Below are 18,375 nucleotides of genomic sequence, written 5' to 3' on the forward strand. Positions count from 1 at the left end.
CGTCTCACTCCTTTGCGGCCGGTGAAGCCGTCGTCACGCCGTCGCGGATCATCGCGGCGATGTCGTCAGATGAAAATCCGAGCTCGCGCAGGATGGCTTCGCCGTGCTCGTTCATACGGGGCGCCGGTCGCGGCGGCTCTGCCGTGGTCTCGGACCATGTCGCTGATACCCGCATGCTGCGGATCGGCCCCTCGGTCGGATGCTCCACGACGGGAAAGAAATCGGTCGCCACCAGATGCGGATCCTGCAGGACGCTTTCGAGCGTATGCATCGGCATGACGGGTATGTCGGCCTTCGCCAGAAGCTCGGTCCATTCGGCCGTCGTGCGGGTCAGAAAGATGCGCGCGAGCTCCGCATAGACCAGGTCGATATTGGCCGCGCGGCCGGCGAATGTCCTGAAGCGAGGATCGTCGCGCAGATCGGTGCGGCCGGACGCTGCGAAGAAGGCCTCCCACTGCTTGTCGTTATAGACGATCACGCAGATATGGCCGTCGGCGGTCTGGTACGGCCTGCGGTCGCGCGACAGATGCCGCGCATAGCCGCCCTTGTCGAGCGGCGGCTCGAAGGTGAGCCCGCCCATGTGGTCCCCCATCACGAAGCCGGTCATGGTTTCGAACATCGGGATGTCGAGCCGCTGACCGCGCCCGGTGCGGTCGCGATGCACCAGGCTGGCGCAGATGGCGCCGACGGCCGTGAGCCCGACGATGCGGTCGACCAATGCGTTCGGCACGTAGCGCGGCGTGCCATCGCCGCCGATCGCCATCAGATGCGCGAGCCCTGCGCCGCCCTGAATCAGGTCGTCATAGGCGGGCTTGGCTGCATAGGGCCCATCCTGGCCGAAGCCGAACACGCCGGCATAGATCAGCCGCGGATTGATCTTGGCGACGACATCATAGCCGAGGTTCAAGCGCGCCATCGCCTGCGGCCGGACATTGTAGACGAGAACGTCGGCATCCCTGAGCAGCCGCAGCACCACTTCGCGCCCCGCAGGCTGCTTCAGATCGAGACAGATCGCCCGCTTGCTTCGGTTGGTATTGAGATAGACCGGCCCCATGCCGGGATGCCTGAAGGGCCCGACCTGGCGGGTGATGTCGCCTTCCGGCGGCTCCACCTTGACGACATCGGCGCCGTAATCGCCGAGCATCTGGGTGGCATAAGGCCCCATCAACACAGTGGTCATGTCGATGACCTTGATGCCCGCAAGCGGTCCCATGGTGGCGTCGGCTCCCTCTCGTTTGTTGCCTGCGAGCTAACGGCAGCGCGGCGGCGAGATCAAGCACGGCCGGAGTATGGGGGTATGCGTCTGTCGCCAGCAGCGAGGACATCATTCCGGCCACCGGACAAATCGGGCCTCGACGATGGCCTCCGGCATGCCAGCTGCGTCCATTTCGCGACCTGCGCTCTCGATCCAAGCAGCCTATGCTGACACCGACACCCATATCGAAAGCAACCGATGCCCCCCGATCTCGTCCTGACCTTTCGCGCCTTCGCCTACAACAATGCCTGGGCCAATCACCGGCTGCTGACAGCGTGCGAGAAGCTCGGCGGCGACGAATTCGCCGCCGAGCGCACCGGCTTCTTCCCGAGCCTGCAGCGCACGCTGAACCATATCTACATCATCGACCTGTTCTACATCGATGCACTCGAAGGCGGATGGCTGGGACCCGCGGCGTGGCAGAACGAGGTGCCGTTTCCCTTGCTAGCGGACCTCAGACGCGCGCAAGGAGCAATGGATCGCCGCCTGATCGCATTCTGCGCTGCGCTGACACCCGAGAGGCTTAATCACACGGTCCGGATCAACCGCGGCACGCGGGTGCAGAACGAACGCTGCGACCGGCTGTTGATGCATTTGTTCCAGCACGACATCCATCATCGCGGCCAGGCGCACGCGATGCTGTCAGGAACGGGCGTCGCGCCGCCACAGCTCGACGAGTTCTTCGCCGCCGACGAAGCGCCGTTGCGGGCAGCGGAATTCGTCGAGCTGGGCTGGAGCGAGGAGACCGTCTGGCGAGACTAAGGTGCTCAATGCCGGCCCGCTGCGACGGCGCGAGCGCGGTGACGGCGCGCTTTCGCGACATTGCCGCAATCGCCCATCGAGCACCAGCGCCGGTTCTTGAGCCGGCTGTCATCGACGAACAGCCAGCCGCAGCCGCGATCGTCCTCGCATTGCTTGATCCTGTCAGCACGAGGGCCGGTCATCAGAGCCGCGGCCGCCAGCGCGATCGGCCGCAACAGATCATCTATGTTTGGCGCGTTGCGCGTTGCACGCCAACTCGGTCCACGGTCTTGCCAATGAAGGCGGAGCGCAGACGGACGGCCGAGGAATTCGCTGAGAAACGTCATGGCCGCCGTGACCGGCGCCCGCTCCTTGATCACGGCCAGCAGCAGCGCATAGATCGCCTCGCGCAAGCGCAAGGCAATGTCGTAGCCAGCTGCGGCCGCGTCCGGCTGAGCCTTCCAGCGCGACGCCAAACGACGGCGCTCGGCGAGCGAGATCAGTCCATTCTGCTGCAGCCAGACCAGCAGAGCCTCCGGTGAGCCGAGGCGCTCCTCGTTCGGATCCCTGAGCCGCCACGCAACCGTGTTCACGAAGCGGATCGCAAGATCCTCGTGGATACGGGACTGCTTCGATGATTTGACGTGCCCTGGCAGCGGAACGAACTCCGTCATATCCGGTTGGACGGATATCATAACCGTCTAACGGGTTACGTACAATGTCCTCCAAGCTTGCCGTGGCAGCCGCGTTTGCCGTGATCTATCTGGTCTGGGGCGGAACCTATCTGGCAGTTGCGCTTGCGCTTCCTGCGATGCCGCCGTTCCTGCTGATGGGCACACGATCGGTGGTCGGCGGAAGCCTGCTGCTGATTGCGGCCTGGTTCAGCCGCCGGACGGTCGATGGGGGAACATGGGTTCGCGCTGGCCTCTGCGGCATGCTGCTGTTCGTGGGCTGTCACGGAACCCTGGCCTATGCCCAGCAGCGCGTGCCGAGCGGGCTGGCTGCCGTTCTTCTCGCCACCATCCCCTTTTGGATTGCCCTGATCGGCGCCGTGCTGCCGGGCGGACAATGGCCCGGGGCGAAGCAGCTTGGCTTGCTGGCCACAGGGCTCGCAGGCGTTGGGCTCGTCGTCATGGGCCAAGGCGATCACGCGCCTGGTACTGCGGCGTACGGCGATATTGCGCTGCTCATCGCTGCCGCGTTCTCTTGGGCCGTCGGCACGGTTCTCTCGGAACGCTGGTCGCCAAAGGACAGGGAGGTCGCGTTCTCCGGCATCGCCCTGCTGGGCGGCGGCGCCGTTCTTATGTTGATGAGCGCGTGGCGCGGCGAGCTCTCGTCGTTCCAGATCGATCGTGTTTCGGGTGCTGCGCTGGGAGCCTGGATGTACCTGACCCTGGCCGGCACGGTGCTCGCCTTTGCGGCCTACACCTGGCTGCTCAAACGCGTTTCGCCGTCGCTGGTCGCGACCTACACCTTTGTCAATCCGCTGATCGCGCTGCTGTTAGGCTGGGCGGTGCTTGGAGAGACAATCGGCATCGCGATGGCGTTCGGCGCGCTGCTCGTCGTCGCCTCGGTCGGCGGACTCCTGGTGGCGCGCCAGACATAGCCGTCGAGAGAACGCGTGAACCTGCGTCACCCGAACTTGTCGTCCCGGCCTTGCGCCGGGACCCATACGCCGCGGCCTATCGACGAGGCGTAGTGGCTGACGGCCTTCGCAAAATTGCGCCCTGTGGTTATGGGTCCCGGCGCAAGGCCGGGACGACACTGCTGAGGTGGCGACGTAAGCGCCTTACGTCGGCGCCCTACTTCGCCGGCTCCAGGATCGAGACGTAGTTGGCGACCGCAGCGCCGCCCATGTTGAAGATGCCGCCGAGCTGGGCATTGGGCAGCTGCATGCCCTCGGGCGCCTGACCCAGGAGCTGCATCGCGGTCATCACATGCATCGAGACGCCGGTGGCGCCGATGGGGTGGCCTTTGGCCTTCAACCCGCCGGACGGATTGACCGGGAGCTTGCCGTCCTTCTGCGTCCAGCCTTCCTTGATGGCGCGCGCGCCCTGCCCCTTCGGCGTCAGGCCCATTGCCTCGTACTCGATCAGTTCGGCGACCGTGAAGCAGTCATGGGTTTCGACGAAGGAGAGATCGTCGAGCTTCACGCCCGCCTTCTCCAGCGCGCGCTGCCACGCCACGGTGCAGCCTTCGAACTGGAGGATGTCGCGCTTCGACATCGGCAGGAAATCCTGGGCGTGCGCGGTGGCGCGGAAGTTCACCGCCTTGCGCATGCTCTTCGCCGTCTCCGCATCGGCCAGCACCAATGCGGCGGCGCCGTCCGAGACCAGCGAGCAGTCGGTGCGCTTCAGGGGGCCGGCGACATAGGGATTCTTCTCGCTCTCGGAGCGGCAGAAGTCGAAGCCGAAATCCTTGCGCAGCTGCGCATAGGGATTGGCGACGCCGTTCTTGTGGTTCTTGGCCGCGATCAGCGCCAGCGCGTCCGACTGGTCGCCATATTTCTGGAAATAGCCTTGCGCGATCTTGCCGAACACGCCGGCGAAGCCGCCGACCGTGTCGCCGTCTTCGGGCAGATAGGACGCCTTCAAGAGATTCTTGCCGATCTCGGGCCCCGGCGTGCGCGTCATCTGCTCGACACCGACCACTAGCACGATCCTGGCCGCGCCGGCCTGGATGGCGCGGAGGCCCTGCTGCACGGCTGCCGAGCCGGTGGCGCAGGCATTCTCGACCCGCGTCGCCGGCTTGAAGCGCAGCGCCGGATCGGCCTGCAGCACCAGCGACGCCGTGAAATCCTGTGGCGAGAAGCCCGCATTGAAATGGCCGAGCACGATCTCGTCGACATCGCCAGCGGCAATGCCGGCGTCGGCGATCGCCTCGTTGGCGACCTTCACCACCAGGCTCTCCACCGTCTCGGCGTCGAACTTGCCGAATGGTGTATGGGCCCACCCCACAATGCTGGCTGTCATGATGTTCCTCCCAAGAACCAAATCGAGCGTAAATCAGGCGACGAAGTTTCCACCCAATTCGTCCTCGATGTGAATACGGATGATGTCATCGAAGCTATGCTCTTCCGTGGTGAATCCAAGCTCGCGGGCACGCTTCGCCTCGAAATTGCGCGGCCAGCCATCGACGATGCCGATGATGAAGGGGTCGGGCACGCGCTTGATCCGGGCGGCGACCGTCTCGCCGGCGACGCGCTTGAGCGCAGCGATCTGCTCGCCGACGGTCGCGGAGAGCCCGGGCATGGTGAGATTGCGGCGCGGGCCGATCTTCGCAGTATCCATGGTCGCGGCATGCAGCAGGAAACCGACCGCCGAGCGCGGCGTCGCGTGCCAGTGGCGGACGTCCTCGGACACCGGCAGCACGGCCTCCTTCCCCGCGAGCGGCTCGCGGAGAATGTTGGAGAAGAAGCCGGAGGCGGCTTTGTTCGGCAGCCCGGGGCGGATGCAGATGGTCGGCAGGCGGATGCCGACGCCTTCGAAAAAGCCTCGGCGGGTGTAATCGGCGAGCAGCAGCTCGCCGATCGCCTTCTGGGTGCCGTAGCTGAGCAGCGGCGTGTGGAAGAACTCGTCGCCGATCGCGTCGGGGAATGGCGCGCCGAACACCGCAATCGAGGAGGTGAAGACCAGCCGCGGCTTGTAGCCATCGCCGACCAGTCTGACAGCATCGAACAGCATCCGGGTGCCGTCGAGATTGATGCGGTAGCCCTTGTCGAAATCGAGCTCGGCTTCGCCCGAGACGATCGCGGCGAGATGGAAGATCACGTCGGGCCGACCGGCCACCAGCTTCTCGGCAAAGCCGGGCACGGCGAAATCGCCGGCGACGACGTCAACCGGGTAGCCGGCCTTCTCAGGCTTGGTCGGTGCCACCACGTCCTGCAAGGTCAGGCGGCTGATCTCGGAATTGCCGAGCCTGCCGTCGCGCACCAAGCGCTCGACCAATTTGCGTCCGACCATGCCGGCCGCGCCCAGAACCAGGATATGCAAGGGGATACTCCTTATCGTTTGTTCTTGTTATGCAGCAGATTACTGCGCGCTGCCCGTGAATACGCCCTCTCCCCTTTGCGGGAGAGGGCTGCACTGAAGTCAGCCGCGGACTCGATCGGGTGAGGGGTTTGGTACGGCAATCTCATATGTGGAGAGAGACCCCTCACCCGGCGCCTTCGGCGCCCCCCTCTCCCACAAGGGGAGAGGGTCTACTGCCCGTACAGCACGATCGCCTTTCACCACAGGCCAGATCCGACCCTACTCCTTCACCGCGCCGGTCATCGCCGACACATAGTGCTCGACGAAGAAGGCGTACAGGATCACGAGCGGCAGCGAGCCGACCAGGGCGCCGGCCATCAGCGAGCCCCATTTGTAGACGTCGCCATCGACGAACTCGTTGACGATCGCGACCGGCACCGTCTTGTTCGGCGTCGATTGCAGGAAGGTCAGCGCGTAGATGAACTCGTTCCAGCACAGCGTGAACGAGAAGATGAAGGCTGAGATCAGCCCGGGTACCGCGAGGGGCACCACGATCTTGACCAGGATCTGCCAGCGGCTGGCGCCGTCGATCAGCGCGCATTCCTCGAGCTCGAACGGGATGGTCTTGAAGTAGCCCATCAACAGCCAGGTCGAGAACGGGATCAGCAGCGTCGGATAGACCAGGATCAGCGACAGCGGCGAGTCGAACAGGCCGTAGGCCTGGATCACAGAGGCCAGCGGGATGAAAAGGATCGACGGCGGCACCAAATAGGCGAAGAAGATCAGGATGCCGACGGTATCGGCGCCCTTGAAGCGCAGCCGCACAATCGCATAGGCCGCAAGCACGGAGGCGATGATCGACAGCGTGGTGGCGCCGACCGCGACATACATCGTGTTCCAGAGCCAGCGCGGATATTGCGTCTCGAACAGCAGCTTCTGGATGTGTTTGAAAGTCGGATGCACAACCCAGAACGGGTTGTAGGTGTTCATGTCGATCAGCTGCTCGTCCGGCTTGATCGAGGTCAGCCCCATCCAATAGAACGGGAACAAGAGCACGACCAGGATGACGAACAGCGGCAGATAAAGCGTGATCAGCCGTCGCGGCAGCGACTCCAGATAGCTCATACCTTCGCTGTCGTCGGAAGCGGCGAGCGCGGCCGCGTTCACGGTGGCCTGCGCAGCCGTCTTTGATTGCAGCATGGTGTCGGTCATTGGTCGGATCCTTGCTGCCATTTGCGCCGTTGCATGCCGAACCAGGAGATCGCGATCGCCGCGAGCAGGAACGGAATCATGGCGGTGGCGATCGCCGCGCCCTCGCCCAGCCGACCCGAGATGATGCCGCGCTGATAGCTTAAGGTCGCCATCAGATGGGTCGCATTCACGGGCCCGCCGCGGGTCAAGGCCCAGATCAGCTGGAAGTCGGTGAAGGTGAACAGCACCGAGAACGTCATCACGACCGCGATGATCGGGGTCAACAGCGGATAGGTGATGTAGCGGAAGCGCTGCCAATTGGTGGCGCCGTCGAGCGTGGCGGCTTCATACAGCGACGGCGACACGGTCTGCAGACCCGCCAGCAGCGTGATCGCCACAAACGGCACGCCGCGCCAGATATTGGCGATGATCACGGAGGCGCGCGCCCAATTGGTGTCGCCGAGGAAATCGATGTTGTGGTTGATGATGCCGAGCTTGATCAGCGACCACGAGATGATCGAGAACTGCGCGTCATAAATCCACCAGAACGCGATCGCCGACAGCACTGTGGGCACAATGAAGGGGATCAGCACGATGGCGCGGATGATTGCCTTGAACGGCATGCGCCGGTTCAACAGCAGCGCGAGATAGAGCCCGATGGCGAATTTGATGGCGCTCGCGACGATGGTGTAGAGCAGCGTGTTGAATACCGCGAGCCAGAAGATCGCATCGTCCCAGAGCCATTCGTAATTCTCGAGGCCGACGAAGATGCCGGTACGGCCGATCTTCTCGTCGGTGAAGCTCATCCAGACGCCGAGCCCCAGCGGATAGGCCAGGAACAGGATCAGGAAGGCCGCCGCCGGCAGCATGAACCACAGCGCGATGAAGTTACGGTTGGTTTGCAGCCGCGACCACCAGGATGGCTCGCCTGAGGCCACCGCACCTGCGGGCAGCGAAGTCTGAACGGTACTCATTCCCAGAGCAGCTCCAATTGGGCCGTAGCAACTATCAAAGCGTCATTCCGGGGCAAGGCCGAAGGCCTTGAACCCGGAATCTCGAGATTGGCTTTGCTCATCTCCTCACCTCGGGATTCCGGGTTCGATGCTTCGCATCGCCCCGGAATGACAGCAGGTACGCAGGGTAGGCAAAGCCTGGCGCGACTACCCTGCGTCTATGTCACGTCCTCACCTAAAGATGCGCTTGGCCGAACGTTCGGCCGTGGCCATCGCGGTCTTCACATCCTCGCGCCCGGTGCAATAGTTCGCGAACATGTCGACCACGACGAAGTCGGCGATCGCGGCCGCCGCGGCCTCGCCGAGCTTGCCGACACCAGCCGGCGTCTGCGCGGTGGCGGCGACTGAACGGTACGGCGTGGTCTTGGGATCGGCGGTCCAGATCGGATTGGCGTCGTAGGCCTTGAGGAAGTGCGACAGATAGCCCTGCGCCGCCTCGATCCACGGGTTGAACTGGTCCGGCTCCAGCATGAAGGCGGTGAACGCCTTGCAGGTCTGCGGATATTTGGTGAAGTTGTAGACCAGGATCGGAAAGCCGAGATGCAGTTCGCGGGTCTTGCCGTCGAGACCCGCCGGCAGATGCGCGTGATTCATATCCTCGGCGATCTGCGGGTTCTCCTTCTTCGCCGTCACATAGATCGAGATGCCGTTGACGGTGAGATAGAGCTGGCCGGCGAGGAAGGCCTTGTTGTTGGACGAGTCGTTCCAGGATGCCGTGCCCGGCACGAAATTGTCGTAGAGGCCCTTGACGTATTCGAGCGCCTTGGCCGTCTCCGGCGAGTTGACGACGACCTTGTTGTCCTTGTCGATCAGGTTGCCGCCATGTGCCCACAGCGCCCAATGAACCCAGCCATTGGCGTCGCCCGAGGCGTGGCCGAGCGCCATGCCCGCCGGGGTGCCGTTCTTGTTCATGGCCTTCACCAGCTCGGAAAAGCCGGCAAGGTCCTTCGGGAATTCCTTGAAGCCCGCCTTCTCCATCGCCGCGACGCGGTAGTTGACGAGGCCGCCGGTCGCGGCCACCGGGATGCCGATCCATTTGCCGTCGAGCATGCCATAGGCCTTTCCCGAGTCGGTCCAGCCTCCGCATTTATTGCCGAGGTAATCGGCGACATCAGTCATGTCGACGCATTTGGCGGAGAACAGGAACGGCAGCGTGTAGAGGCCCCAGACCATGTCGAGCCCCTGCCCCGTATTGGCCGCGACTGAGGCCTTGGGCTGGACGTCGTCATAAGATTCATTGGAGACGTTGATCGTGACGTTGTTGGCCTTCTGGAAGGCGTCGACGATCTTCATAAAGGCGACGTCTTCGGCCTCGACGAAGCGCTTCCAGCGCAGCAGGTTGATCTTGGCGCCAGGCTCCGGCTTCCAGGGCGACGTCTGCGCCCACGCCTTGGCATAGCCGAGCAGCTGTTCGCTGGACATGGTCGCGGCCGCGGCCAGCACGGTCGCGCCGCCCTTGAGCAGAGACCGCCGATCGGTCAGGAAATCAGCCATCTGAAGTTTTCTCCCATTGCAATATTCTGCTTGTTGTTGTGGTCGCGTCGAACGGCCGGCGGTTAAATCCTCCGGCCGTTATCCTTGTCGAACAGATGCGCCGCCGACGCCCGCGGACGCAGATGGATCTTTTCTCCAGGGTTGACATCGTGACGGTCGCGAAACACGGCGATGATGTCCTGGCTGCCGATGCGGGCGACGATCTGGGTCTCCGATCCCGTCGGCTCGACCACCACGACCTCGGCCTCGATGCCGTCGCCGGCGAGCTCGAGATGCTCCGGCCGGACGCCATAGACCACCGGCCGGCCGTCGGAGGCCGCGGGCGCCGTGGCCAGCGGCAGCTTGGCGCCATTGTCCGTCTCGACATAGGCTTGGCCGTTGGCCTTCAAGTGACCGTTCAGGAAGTTCATGGCCGGCGAGCCGATGAAGCCGGCGACGAACTGGTTGTCCGGCTTGTCGTAGAGATCGAGAGGCGAGCCCATCTGCTCCACGATGCCGTCATGCATCACCACGATCTTGTCGGCCATGGTCATGGCCTCGATCTGGTCATGGGTGACGTAGACGGTCGTGGTCTTCAGCCGCTGGTGCAGCTCCTTGATCTCGGTGCGCATCGCCACGCGCAGCTTGGCATCAAGATTCGACAAAGGCTCGTCGAACAGGAACACCTGGGGGTCGCGCACGATGGCGCGGCCCATGGCGACGCGCTGGCGCTGGCCGCCCGAGAGCTGGCGCGGATAACGGTCGAGCAGCGGGGTGAGGGCCAGGATTTCCGCGGCCCGCGCCACGCCCTTCTTGATATCCTCGGGCCTGGCGCCGCGCAGCTTCAAGGAGAAGCCCATATTGTCCGCGACCGTCATATGCGGGTAGAGCGCGTAATTCTGGAACACCATCGCGATGTCGCGCTCTTTGGGCTGGACGTTGTTGACCACCCGCTCGCCGATCGAGATCGTGCCCGAGGTGATGTTTTCCAGCCCTGCGAGCATCCGCAACAAGGTCGACTTGCCGCAACCGGAGGGCCCGACCAGGACAACGAACTCGCCGTCATCGATCGGGATGGTCACGCCGTGCAGGACTTCGAACCCACCAAACGACTTCCTGACGTCGCGAATATGCACGGACGACATAGATCTGTTCCCTCCACGGACTTGCTATGCTTGCCACGGACGTTGCCGCAGCTTTGGTTTTGTTGCAAAGCGTCTTAGCAGAATTTTCGTACGGTGTCGTTGGATCAAAGTCGTAAGTTGCGACCTCTTGTCACTGACATTGCGTGCGGATTTTCGACATGCGACATTGGCCAACTTGTGAAGATGCACACGATCAGGGCATGTGTGCAGTGCGGGAGGAACCATGAACAAGCCGATCACCGGCGTGAGGCGTCAACTGCGCTCCAGCGCGTGGTTCAACGATCCCACCAATCCGGGCATGACCGCACTCTATCTCGAGCGCTACCTGAATTACGGTCTGACCCGCGCTGAATTGCAGTCGGGCAAGCCGATCATCGGCATTGCCCAAACCGGCAACGACCTGTCGCCCTGCAATCGCCACCATCTCGAATTGGCACACCGCGTCCGTGAAGGCATCCGTGCCGCCGGCGGCATCGCGATGGAGTTTCCGACCCATCCGATCCAGGAGACCGGCAAACGGCCGACGGCGGCGCTCGACCGCAACCTCGCTTATCTCGGCCTGGTCGAGGTGCTGTTCGGCTACCCGCTCGACGGCGTGGTGCTGACCACGGGCTGCGACAAGACCACGCCGGCCTGCCTGATGGCGGCGGCGACGGTGAACATTCCCGCGATCGTGCTCTCGGGCGGCCCGATGCTCAACGGCTGGCACGAGGGCCAGCGCACCGGCTCCGGCACCGTGGTGTGGAAGTCGCGCGAGCGGCTCGCCGCCGGCGAGATCGATTATGAGGAGTTCATGGAGATCGTGGCCTCCTCGGCGCCTTCGATCGGCCACTGCAACACCATGGGCACGGCCTCGACCATGAACGCGCTGGCGGAGGCGCTCGGCATGTCACTGCCGGGCTGCGCGGCCATCCCCGCGCCCTATCGCGAGCGCGGCCAGATCGCTTACGAGACCGGCAAGCGCATCGTCGACATGGTGTGGGAGGACCTAAAGCCGTCCGATATCCTGACGCGCAAGGCGTTCGAGAACTGCATCGTGGTCAATTCCGCGATCGGCGGCTCGACCAATGCCCCGATCCATATCAATGCGCTGGCGCGCCATATCGGCGTCGAGCTCGATATCGACGACTGGCAAAAAGTCGGCCATGACGTGCCGCTGTTGGTCAACATGCAGCCGGCCGGCTTCTATCTCGGCGAGGAATTCCATCGCGCCGGCGGCGTGCCCGCCGTCATCCACGAATTGATGCGGCACAACCGTATCCATGAGGACGCGATCACCGCGAATGGCCGCGCCATGGGCGACAATTGCCGCGAAGCGCCCAAGCCCGACGGCGAGGTGATCTGGAGCTACGACAAGCCGCTGGTGAAGGATGCCGGCTTCCTGGTGCTGCGCGGCAACCTGTTCGATTCCGCGATCATGAAGACCAGCGTGATCTCGACGGAATTCCGCGACCGCTATTTGAGCAACCCGAAGGACCCGAACGCCTTCGAGGGCCGCGCCATCGTCTTCGAGGGTCCTGAGGATTATCACCACCGGATCGAGGATCCCGCACTCGACATCGACGAGCACTGCGTGCTGTTCATCCGCGGCGCCGGCCCGATCGGCTATCCCGGCGGCGCCGAGGTGGTGAACATGCAGCCGCCGGCCGCGCTGATCAAACGTGGCATCCTGTCCCTGCCCTGCATCGGTGACGGCCGGCAGTCCGGCACCTCGGGCTCGCCCTCGATCCTGAACGCGTCGCCGGAGGCTGCGGCAGACGGCGGTCTTGCGATTCTCAAGACCGGCGACCGGGTGCGCATCGATCTGAACAAGGGCTCGGCCAACATCCTGATCTCCGACGAGGAGGTCGCCAAGCGCCACGCCGAGCTGAAGGCCAAAGGCGGCTTCCAGCATCCGGCCAACCAGACGCCGTGGCAGGAGCTCTATCGCAAGACCGTGGGCCAGCACGCCACCGGCGCCTGCATGGAATTTGCCACCCGCTATCACGACATCGCCGGCAAGGTCGGCGTCGCGCGCCACAACCACTAGCCGACCGGCGTCATTCCGGGGGCGCGCGAAGCGCGAGCTATGATGCGCAATTGCGCATCTGAGAATCCATACTCACGATCGTGGTCATGGATTCCGGCCCTGCGTGCTTCGCACGCATCCCGGAATGACGACGAAAGAATTCGAGACAAGAAATTCGAGGAAGCTCCCCATGTCAGACCGCCTCAAGGGCAAGCGCGCCTTTGTTACCGCAGCCGCAGCCGGCATCGGCCGCGCCTGCGCCATCGCCTTTGCCCGCGAGGGCGCCACGGTGTTCGCGACCGATATCGACGAGAAGGGTCTCGCGACGCTGAAGAGCGAAGGCATCACCGAGACCGCTCTTCTCAATGTCCGCGACACGGCCGCCGTGAATGCGATGGCCGAGCGGGTCGGCAAGATCGAGATCCTGCTCAATGCCGCCGGCTTCGTGCATCACGGCACCATCCTCGATTGCTCCGACGAGGATTTCGATTTCTCCTTCGACTTGAACGTCAAGTCGATGCATCGCACCATCCGGGCCTTCCTGCCGAAAATGCTCGACCAGGGCGGCGGCGCCATCGTCAACATCGCGTCCGCCGCCGGCGTGTTCAAGGCGGCACCGAACCGCTACGTCTACGCCGCCACCAAGGCCGCAGTCGGAGCGCTGACCCGCTCGGTCGCCGCCGACTTCGTCGGCAAACGCATCCGCTGCAACTGCATCTGCCCCGGCACGGTCGAGACGCCGTCGATGCTGGGCCGGGCGGCGGCCGCCGGTGCAGGTGGCCTCGAGACCTTCATCTCGCGGCAACCGATGGGCCGGCTCGGCACCCCAGAGGAGATCGCGCATCTGGCCGTCTATCTCGCCAGCGACGAAAGCGCGTTCACGACCGGCGTAGCGCACTGCATCGACGGCGGCTGGACGCTCTGACTCGCTCCTCATCCTGAGGAGCCGCGCAGCGGCGTCTCGAAGGATGAGGCCTCGGATGCCCATTGAGGCCTCATGGTTCGAGACGCGCTTCGCGCTCCTCACCATGAGGGTCTTACAGCGGAGATTTCTCCATGAACCAGATCGACCTCACCAACCGCTGCGCAATCGTCACCGGCGGCGCGCAAGGGTTCGGCCGCGCCGTCACCGAGCGCTTCGTCAAATCCGGCGCCAAGGTCGCGATCTGGGATCACGACAGCGCGCTCGCAGACAAAACAGCGAAGGAAATTGGCTCCGCTGTCATTGCGCTCAAGGTCGATGTTACCGACCCCGCCGCCGTGGAAACAGCACGCGATGAGACGCTGAAAGCCTTCGGCCGCATCGACATCCTCGTCAACAATGCCGGCATCGCCGGCGTCAACAGGACGGTGTGGGAGACCGATCTCGAGGAATGGCGCAAGGTGCTGCGCATCAATCTCGACGGCCCTTTCATCTGCTGCAAGGCGATCGTGCCCCAGATGCTCGCGCAGAAATACGGCCGCATCGTCAACATCGCCTCCATCGCCGGCAAGGAAGGCAATCCCAACGCCGCGCACTACTCGGCCTCGAAGGCCGGGCTGATCGCGCTGACCAAATCGCTCGGCAAGGAGCTGGCGCAGCATGACATCACGGTCAACGCCGTCACGCCAGCCGCCGCGAAAACCGCGATCTTCGACCAGCTGACCCAGACCCACATCGACTTCATGCTGTCAAAAATTCCGAAGGGTCGCTTCGTGCTGGTGGAAGAATTGGCCGCGATGGTCGCCTGGCTCGCGTCGGAGGACTGCTCGTTCTCGACCGGTGCCGTGTTCGACATCTCCGGCGGCCGCGCGACGTATTGATTTCTACAAGCGTGCTCGTCGCCGGCAACCAGTCATCGCCCGGCTTTGACCGGGCGATCCAGTAATCGCCGGCAGCGGTTCTCGATCGAAAGGCCGCGGCAAGCTTCGCCGGCAAGTCCTCCAACGGTTTCGCAGCGACGTGTCGCACACCTAACCGTTCCTCAATGGAGCCGACATCATGATCCACGAAGGCGGTTGTTTCTGCGGCGCGGTGCGCTTCCGATGCGAAGGCGAGCCGCTCAATGTGCGCGCCTGCCACTGCCGCAATTGCCAGAAGGCAATGGGCGCGCCCTACTTCGCCCGCGCACTGTTCGAGCATCGCGCGCTGACGATAGAAGGCGAGATCGCTCGCTACCCGTCATCGGATGCGCTCGACCGGCTCTTCTGCCCGACATGCGGAACGCGACTGTTCTCCTGGCGCAAGACACGGCCCGTGGTCGGCGTCGCGCTCGCCGCCTTCGACGACCGCAACGCCTTTGCGCCGACCGAGCACATCTGGGTGTCGGAGAAGATGGGGTGGGTCCAGCTCAACGACGGTTTGGCGCAATATCCAGAGAATCCACCGTAAGCTGGCTGGTGATATCGAGCAACTCGCCGCGTTTGTCAGCTGAAGAGGCCCGGCCGAAGATGCCTCGCATGATGAAGCACAGCGCGGATTTCAACCGTGTCGCCCCCGACCGTGTAAAAGATGAGGTGAGATTGGAAGCGGAAACGGCGCAAGCCAGCCCGCAATTCGTCAGCGCGTTGACCGATGTCTGGGAAATCCGCGAGCAGTCCAAAGCTTCGGATCAAGCCGGCATAGTAGGCCTCAGCCTGATAGGCTCCGAAAGCCGCTTCAGTGTAGTCGTAAATCTGAATGAGGTCCCCGCGCGCGCGGGTCGTGATCCGATAATTACCCACGCCGCCGTGCTGCCACGTGAGACCGCGCAGCCGCGAGTATGTCGTCCGGCGTCTCCATGGTGAACGTGTCGCAGTCGGGCTGCGCAAAATATTCGCGATAGCGCGCAAGCTGCTCGTCGCGCGTCAACGCGTTCCACTCGGCAAGCTCCGCCTCGGTCGGCGGGAGCGCGGAAGGCATGATACCGGCAATTGCATCCGTCATGTCCAAATTATAGCCGCGATCGGCCCCAAAAGCGAGCAAAATGGCTCATCTCGGGCTAGCAGCCTCAAGCCATGCTTCTTGCGCGACGTCTCAAGCAACATGATGTAAATCATCGCAAGCGCGGGAAAATCGTGTGAGCTAGCGGACTAGACGTCGGTCGTATCAGCGGTCAACCTCGACGGAACTTCAGCTTGAACATCTCCCTCTACGACATTTCGGTCTGGGTGCTGCCGCTGGTCATCGCCATCACCTTCCATGAGGCCGCGCACGGCTTCGTGGCGTGGCGGTTCGGGGACGAGACCGCGTTGCGACTGGGTCGCGTCAGCTTCAATCCGCTCAAGCATATCGATCCGTTCGGGACGCTGCTGCTGCCGGCCATGCTGCTGCTGTCGGGCTCGCCGTTCCTGTTCGGCTACGCCAAACCGGTGCCGGTCGACTTTCGCAATCTGAAACCTCTGCGGGCCGGCATGGTGATGGTGGCCCTGGCCGGGCCCGGCACCAACATCCTGCTGGCGGTCGCGGCCGCGCTGGCATTCCACGTGGTGCCGCTGGTCCCGCCAGAGGCTGCGCGCTGGGTGGCGCACAATCTATACAATGCGGTGCTGATCAATATCCTCCTGGCTGTCTTCAACATGCTACCGATCCCGCCGCTCGACGGTGGCCGGGTCGCCGTCGGCCTGCTGCCCCGTCCATTGGCCGTGCCGCTGGCGCGCTTGGAACCGTTTGGCATGCTGATTCTGGTGGCGATTTTGATCCTTCTGCCCTTGGCTGGCGCCCAGTTCGGTCTAAATCTTGATGTTGTGTCAAGGCTGGTGCGCGCCACCACCGATTCTATCTTCCAGCTTCTTCTGCTATTGACCGGCAACGCCTAGTTCGAGGCGGGGATTGGGGAAACGAGACCCGAGGCATTCTTGGCTAAAGCTGCTGACATGATGATCGCGCGCCGTGCCGATACGCGGGCCCGGGCCGATTTCGCGACCTGGAAGATGATTGCCAAGCTGAACGGCGCGTCGGATCTGCCGCCGCAGGCGCAGGAGTTCCTCGCGAGCTACAAGACGAGGCTCGCCGACATGTCGGAGCACGAGGCCACGGAAGCCACCATCCGCGAAATGTACAAGGCCTATTATGCCGAGATGGGTGGCGGCGGCACCCCGCCGGAAGTGAAGGCCGCGCCGGCTCCGCAGCCGGTGACCGACAACGTCACCGCATTCCGCCGCCTGCCTCCGAAATCAAAGACTGCACAAAACGGGACCGCGACCAGACCGAAGCTTCCGGTCGCATTGATCTTCGCCTGCCTCGTCGTGGTCTATGTCGGGATCAGGCTCTATTGGCGCTAGGCGCCAAGGGGTATCGAGGCTACCCGCCGCACTTGTGCGGGCTCACTCGGGGTGCGCTCATTTGGGCGGTGTGAAGTTCACCGGGAGCGTGAACGGGAACTCATCGTCGGTCAGGCCGGCCGGCGGTTTTGGCACAGGATCAGACCGACGGACCATCGCAACCGCGGCCTCGTCATAGGCGGGATCGCCCGAGGTCTCCTTGACGTCCACCGATACGACGTGACCGAGCCTGTTCAGCACCAGCGCCAGCTTGACCTGAGCCTTCTTGTTCTTGCCCGTCGGAAACTTCTTGTGCAGCTCGAAATAGGCGCTGATCTTGCGGCCCCAGTTCGCGGTGAGCTTTTCCCGATCCTTGCCGATGCCGACATTGGGCGCCTTCGCCTTGTCCGCCTCAGGCGTCTTCTCGTCGAACGAGCGTCGGGAACTATCGATCGCGGCTTCCTGAGCATCCTGCGCCTGGGTCTGGACGGCGGCGACCTTCTGCTCCTCCTCCGTCGGCTTCTTCACCTCGCTGGTCGTAACCTGCTGGTCCGCCTCGTCCGTCGTGGTCGGCACCGCCTTGGGCAGATCCGTCTGGTCGGTCTCGGCCTTCTGTTCCGGCATGAACTGCGAGGGATCCTGCGCCTGCGAATCCGGACCGACCGGCATATCATCGCTTTCGACCTTCGGCGCGGCCATGTCGATGTCGATGACCTCGGCCCCGTTGGCGCCGAGACCACCGATATCCTCATCATCCTTGAGATGAGTCAGCGCCAGCGCCGCTCCGCCGAGATGCAGCATCAGCGCGCCGATCGCCGCGAAAGCCCACAGTCGCCGCGACGACCTGTTGCCGGTATCGAGATCGCTCATCGCAAGCGTCCCGCTGATCAAGGCTGCGCCGGCTGTGCCGCCGGAACCGAGCCGGGCGCCGCCGGCGCGCGCTCCAGGGCCACCAGCTTGACCTTGGTGTAACCGCCCGCGCGCAACAGCTCCAGCACCTGCATCAGCTCGCCGTATGGCACCACCTTGTCGGCGCGCAGGAAGATCGGCCGGTCCCGACTGGCCTCCGGCGTTGTATCGAGCTCGTGGACGAGATCGACACGCTTGACCGCATTCTCGCCGATGGCCAGCGACAGGTCGGGCTTGATCGAGACATAGATCGGCTTGTCCGGCTTCTTCTGCGGGGTCGCGGTGGACGTCGGCAGATCGATCGGAAGGTCGACGGTCGAAAGCGGCGCCGCCACCATGAAGATGATCAGCAGCACCAGCATGACGTCGATGAACGGCGTCACGTTGATGTCGTGGGTCTCGTCGAAATCGTCGTCGAGATCGCCTTCAGAGAGCGAGACAGCCATCG

General features: G+C 63.7%; 20 protein-coding genes. 8 read left to right on the top strand and 12 right to left on the bottom strand.

Annotated elements, in window-relative coordinates:
* Nucleotides 1-4: 4 nt before the first annotated feature.
* Nucleotides 5-1,213 (bottom strand): CoA transferase, encoded by a 1,209-nt coding sequence (locus BRAS3843_RS12110; RefSeq protein ID WP_008969176.1) that lies wholly within the window; start codon nucleotides 1,211-1,213, stop codon nucleotides 5-7.
* 240 nt (nucleotides 1,214-1,453) lie between these two features.
* Here BRAS3843_RS12110 and BRAS3843_RS12115 point away from each other — a divergent pair, with 240 nt between their 5' ends.
* On the top strand, nucleotides 1,454-2,017 hold the full coding sequence (locus tag BRAS3843_RS12115; protein ID WP_008969177.1) for a DinB family protein: 564 nt from the start codon (nucleotides 1,454-1,456) through the stop codon (nucleotides 2,015-2,017).
* 5 nt (nucleotides 2,018-2,022) lie between these two features.
* Here BRAS3843_RS12115 and BRAS3843_RS12120 read toward each other — a convergent pair whose 3' ends face one another.
* Nucleotides 2,023-2,670 carry an ABATE domain-containing protein gene (locus BRAS3843_RS12120; protein WP_008969178.1) on the bottom strand — a complete coding sequence of 216 codons (648 nt, stop codon included), beginning with the start codon at nucleotides 2,668-2,670 and terminating at the stop codon, nucleotides 2,023-2,025.
* A gap of 44 nt (nucleotides 2,671-2,714) precedes the next feature.
* On the opposite strand from BRAS3843_RS12120, the gene BRAS3843_RS12125 reads away from it, so the two are divergent.
* Nucleotides 2,715-3,602, top strand: coding sequence for an EamA family transporter (locus tag BRAS3843_RS12125; RefSeq protein WP_008969179.1), 888 nt, complete (start codon nucleotides 2,715-2,717; stop codon nucleotides 3,600-3,602).
* Nucleotides 3,603-3,798: 196 nt separating this feature from the next.
* Here the strand turns inward: BRAS3843_RS12125 and BRAS3843_RS12130 are convergent, their stop codons facing one another.
* From BRAS3843_RS12130 to ugpC, 6 genes are all read right to left on the bottom strand, one after another.
* Nucleotides 3,799-4,968 carry an acetyl-CoA acetyltransferase gene (locus tag BRAS3843_RS12130; RefSeq protein ID WP_008969180.1) on the bottom strand — a complete coding sequence of 390 codons (1,170 nt, stop codon included), beginning with the start codon at nucleotides 4,966-4,968 and terminating at the stop codon, nucleotides 3,799-3,801.
* Nucleotides 4,969-5,001: 33 nt separating this feature from the next.
* A complete protein-coding gene (denD, locus tag BRAS3843_RS12135) occupies nucleotides 5,002-5,988 on the bottom strand; it encodes a D-erythronate dehydrogenase (protein ID WP_008969181.1) in 987 nt (328 codons plus the stop codon).
* Between the two features lie 258 nt (nucleotides 5,989-6,246).
* Complete coding sequence (locus BRAS3843_RS12140) at nucleotides 6,247-7,179, bottom strand: carbohydrate ABC transporter permease (protein ID WP_008969182.1); 933 nt, start codon at nucleotides 7,177-7,179, stop codon at nucleotides 6,247-6,249.
* The gene (locus BRAS3843_RS12145) at nucleotides 7,176-8,132 is read right to left on the bottom strand and encodes a sugar ABC transporter permease (RefSeq protein ID WP_008969183.1); all 957 of its coding nucleotides are present in this window, start codon (nucleotides 8,130-8,132) and stop codon (nucleotides 7,176-7,178) included. The genes BRAS3843_RS12140 and BRAS3843_RS12145 overlap by 4 nt, the downstream gene beginning before the upstream one ends.
* Nucleotides 8,133-8,342: 210 nt before the next feature.
* Nucleotides 8,343-9,665 carry an ABC transporter substrate-binding protein gene (locus BRAS3843_RS12150; protein WP_008969184.1) on the bottom strand — a complete coding sequence of 441 codons (1,323 nt, stop codon included), beginning with the start codon at nucleotides 9,663-9,665 and terminating at the stop codon, nucleotides 8,343-8,345.
* Between the two features lie 62 nt (nucleotides 9,666-9,727).
* Complete coding sequence (gene ugpC / locus BRAS3843_RS12155; RefSeq protein WP_008969185.1) at nucleotides 9,728-10,789, bottom strand: sn-glycerol-3-phosphate ABC transporter ATP-binding protein UgpC; 1,062 nt, start codon at nucleotides 10,787-10,789, stop codon at nucleotides 9,728-9,730.
* 223 nt (nucleotides 10,790-11,012) lie between these two features.
* Between ugpC and BRAS3843_RS12160 the strand changes: the two genes are divergently transcribed.
* The 4 genes from BRAS3843_RS12160 (at nucleotide 11,013) to BRAS3843_RS12175 (ending at nucleotide 15,168) form a co-directional block, all read left to right on the top strand.
* Nucleotides 11,013-12,818, top strand: a complete 1,806-nt coding sequence (locus BRAS3843_RS12160; RefSeq protein ID WP_008969186.1) for an IlvD/Edd family dehydratase — start codon at nucleotides 11,013-11,015, stop codon at nucleotides 12,816-12,818.
* Between the two features lie 169 nt (nucleotides 12,819-12,987).
* Nucleotides 12,988-13,722 (top strand): SDR family oxidoreductase, encoded by a 735-nt coding sequence (locus BRAS3843_RS12165; protein ID WP_008969187.1) that lies wholly within the window; start codon nucleotides 12,988-12,990, stop codon nucleotides 13,720-13,722.
* Between the two features lie 131 nt (nucleotides 13,723-13,853).
* Nucleotides 13,854-14,600, top strand: coding sequence for an SDR family NAD(P)-dependent oxidoreductase (locus BRAS3843_RS12170; protein ID WP_008969188.1), 747 nt, complete (start codon nucleotides 13,854-13,856; stop codon nucleotides 14,598-14,600).
* Nucleotides 14,601-14,778: 178 nt separating this feature from the next.
* Nucleotides 14,779-15,168 (top strand): GFA family protein, encoded by a 390-nt coding sequence (locus tag BRAS3843_RS12175; protein WP_008969189.1) that lies wholly within the window; start codon nucleotides 14,779-14,781, stop codon nucleotides 15,166-15,168.
* Between the two features lie 35 nt (nucleotides 15,169-15,203).
* Here the strand turns inward: BRAS3843_RS12175 and BRAS3843_RS12180 are convergent, their stop codons facing one another.
* Both BRAS3843_RS12180 and BRAS3843_RS12185 read right to left on the bottom strand, forming a co-directional pair.
* Nucleotides 15,204-15,500 carry a type II toxin-antitoxin system RelE/ParE family toxin gene (locus BRAS3843_RS12180; RefSeq protein ID WP_008969190.1) on the bottom strand — a complete coding sequence of 99 codons (297 nt, stop codon included), beginning with the start codon at nucleotides 15,498-15,500 and terminating at the stop codon, nucleotides 15,204-15,206.
* Nucleotides 15,493-15,702, bottom strand: a complete 210-nt coding sequence (locus tag BRAS3843_RS12185) for a hypothetical protein (protein WP_035981520.1) — start codon at nucleotides 15,700-15,702, stop codon at nucleotides 15,493-15,495. Before BRAS3843_RS12185 ends, BRAS3843_RS12180 begins: the two co-directional genes overlap by 8 nt.
* Nucleotides 15,703-15,893: 191 nt before the next feature.
* Here BRAS3843_RS12185 and BRAS3843_RS12190 point away from each other — a divergent pair, with 191 nt between their 5' ends.
* Nucleotides 15,894-16,574: a site-2 protease family protein gene (locus BRAS3843_RS12190; protein ID WP_008969192.1), complete on the top strand. Its 681-nt coding sequence runs from the start codon at nucleotides 15,894-15,896 to the stop codon at nucleotides 16,572-16,574.
* A gap of 57 nt (nucleotides 16,575-16,631) precedes the next feature.
* Nucleotides 16,632-17,039, top strand: a complete 408-nt coding sequence (locus BRAS3843_RS12195; RefSeq protein WP_008969193.1) for a hypothetical protein — start codon at nucleotides 16,632-16,634, stop codon at nucleotides 17,037-17,039.
* Nucleotides 17,040-17,096: 57 nt separating this feature from the next.
* Here BRAS3843_RS12195 and BRAS3843_RS12200 read toward each other — a convergent pair whose 3' ends face one another.
* Nucleotides 17,097-17,888, bottom strand: a complete 792-nt coding sequence (locus tag BRAS3843_RS12200; protein WP_035981527.1) for a TonB family protein — start codon at nucleotides 17,886-17,888, stop codon at nucleotides 17,097-17,099.
* Nucleotides 17,889-17,905: 17 nt separating this feature from the next.
* Nucleotides 17,906-18,373, bottom strand: a complete 468-nt coding sequence (exbD, locus tag BRAS3843_RS12205) for a TonB system transport protein ExbD (RefSeq protein ID WP_008969195.1) — start codon at nucleotides 18,371-18,373, stop codon at nucleotides 17,906-17,908.
* Between the last annotated feature and the right edge of the window lie 2 nt (nucleotides 18,374-18,375).

It is taken from the genome of Bradyrhizobium sp. STM 3843 (assembly GCF_000239815.1).
Classification (GTDB): Bacteria; Pseudomonadota; Alphaproteobacteria; order Rhizobiales; family Xanthobacteraceae; genus Bradyrhizobium.

What these genes read in the sequence shown, in the direction of transcription:
- BRAS3843_RS12115 (WP_008969177.1), top strand. Translation starts at nt 1,454, where the DNA reads ATGCCCCCCGATCTCGTCCTGACCTTTCGCGCCTTCGCCTACAACAAT.
- ugpC (WP_008969185.1), bottom strand. Translation starts at nt 10,789, where the DNA reads ATGTCGTCCGTGCATATTCGCGACGTCAGGAAGTCGTTTGGTGGGTTC.
- BRAS3843_RS12200 (WP_035981527.1), bottom strand. Translation starts at nt 17,888, where the DNA reads ATGAGCGATCTCGATACCGGCAACAGGTCGTCGCGGCGACTGTGGGCT.
- BRAS3843_RS12160 (WP_008969186.1), top strand. Translation starts at nt 11,013, where the DNA reads ATGAACAAGCCGATCACCGGCGTGAGGCGTCAACTGCGCTCCAGCGCG.
- BRAS3843_RS12110 (WP_008969176.1), bottom strand. Translation starts at nt 1,213, where the DNA reads ATGGGACCGCTTGCGGGCATCAAGGTCATCGACATGACCACTGTGTTG.
- BRAS3843_RS12145 (WP_008969183.1), bottom strand. Translation starts at nt 8,132, where the DNA reads ATGAGTACCGTTCAGACTTCGCTGCCCGCAGGTGCGGTGGCCTCAGGC.
- BRAS3843_RS12140 (WP_008969182.1), bottom strand. Translation starts at nt 7,179, where the DNA reads ATGACCGACACCATGCTGCAATCAAAGACGGCTGCGCAGGCCACCGTG.
- BRAS3843_RS12165 (WP_008969187.1), top strand. Translation starts at nt 12,988, where the DNA reads ATGTCAGACCGCCTCAAGGGCAAGCGCGCCTTTGTTACCGCAGCCGCA.
- BRAS3843_RS12170 (WP_008969188.1), top strand. Translation starts at nt 13,854, where the DNA reads ATGAACCAGATCGACCTCACCAACCGCTGCGCAATCGTCACCGGCGGC.
- BRAS3843_RS12185 (WP_035981520.1), bottom strand. Translation starts at nt 15,702, where the DNA reads ATGACGGATGCAATTGCCGGTATCATGCCTTCCGCGCTCCCGCCGACC.
- BRAS3843_RS12120 (WP_008969178.1), bottom strand. Translation starts at nt 2,670, where the DNA reads ATGACGGAGTTCGTTCCGCTGCCAGGGCACGTCAAATCATCGAAGCAG.
- BRAS3843_RS12195 (WP_008969193.1), top strand. Translation starts at nt 16,632, where the DNA reads ATGATGATCGCGCGCCGTGCCGATACGCGGGCCCGGGCCGATTTCGCG.
- BRAS3843_RS12130 (WP_008969180.1), bottom strand. Translation starts at nt 4,968, where the DNA reads ATGACAGCCAGCATTGTGGGGTGGGCCCATACACCATTCGGCAAGTTC.
- exbD (WP_008969195.1), bottom strand. Translation starts at nt 18,373, where the DNA reads ATGGCTGTCTCGCTCTCTGAAGGCGATCTCGACGACGATTTCGACGAG.
- BRAS3843_RS12175 (WP_008969189.1), top strand. Translation starts at nt 14,779, where the DNA reads ATGATCCACGAAGGCGGTTGTTTCTGCGGCGCGGTGCGCTTCCGATGC.
- BRAS3843_RS12150 (WP_008969184.1), bottom strand. Translation starts at nt 9,665, where the DNA reads ATGGCTGATTTCCTGACCGATCGGCGGTCTCTGCTCAAGGGCGGCGCG.
- BRAS3843_RS12125 (WP_008969179.1), top strand. Translation starts at nt 2,715, where the DNA reads ATGTCCTCCAAGCTTGCCGTGGCAGCCGCGTTTGCCGTGATCTATCTG.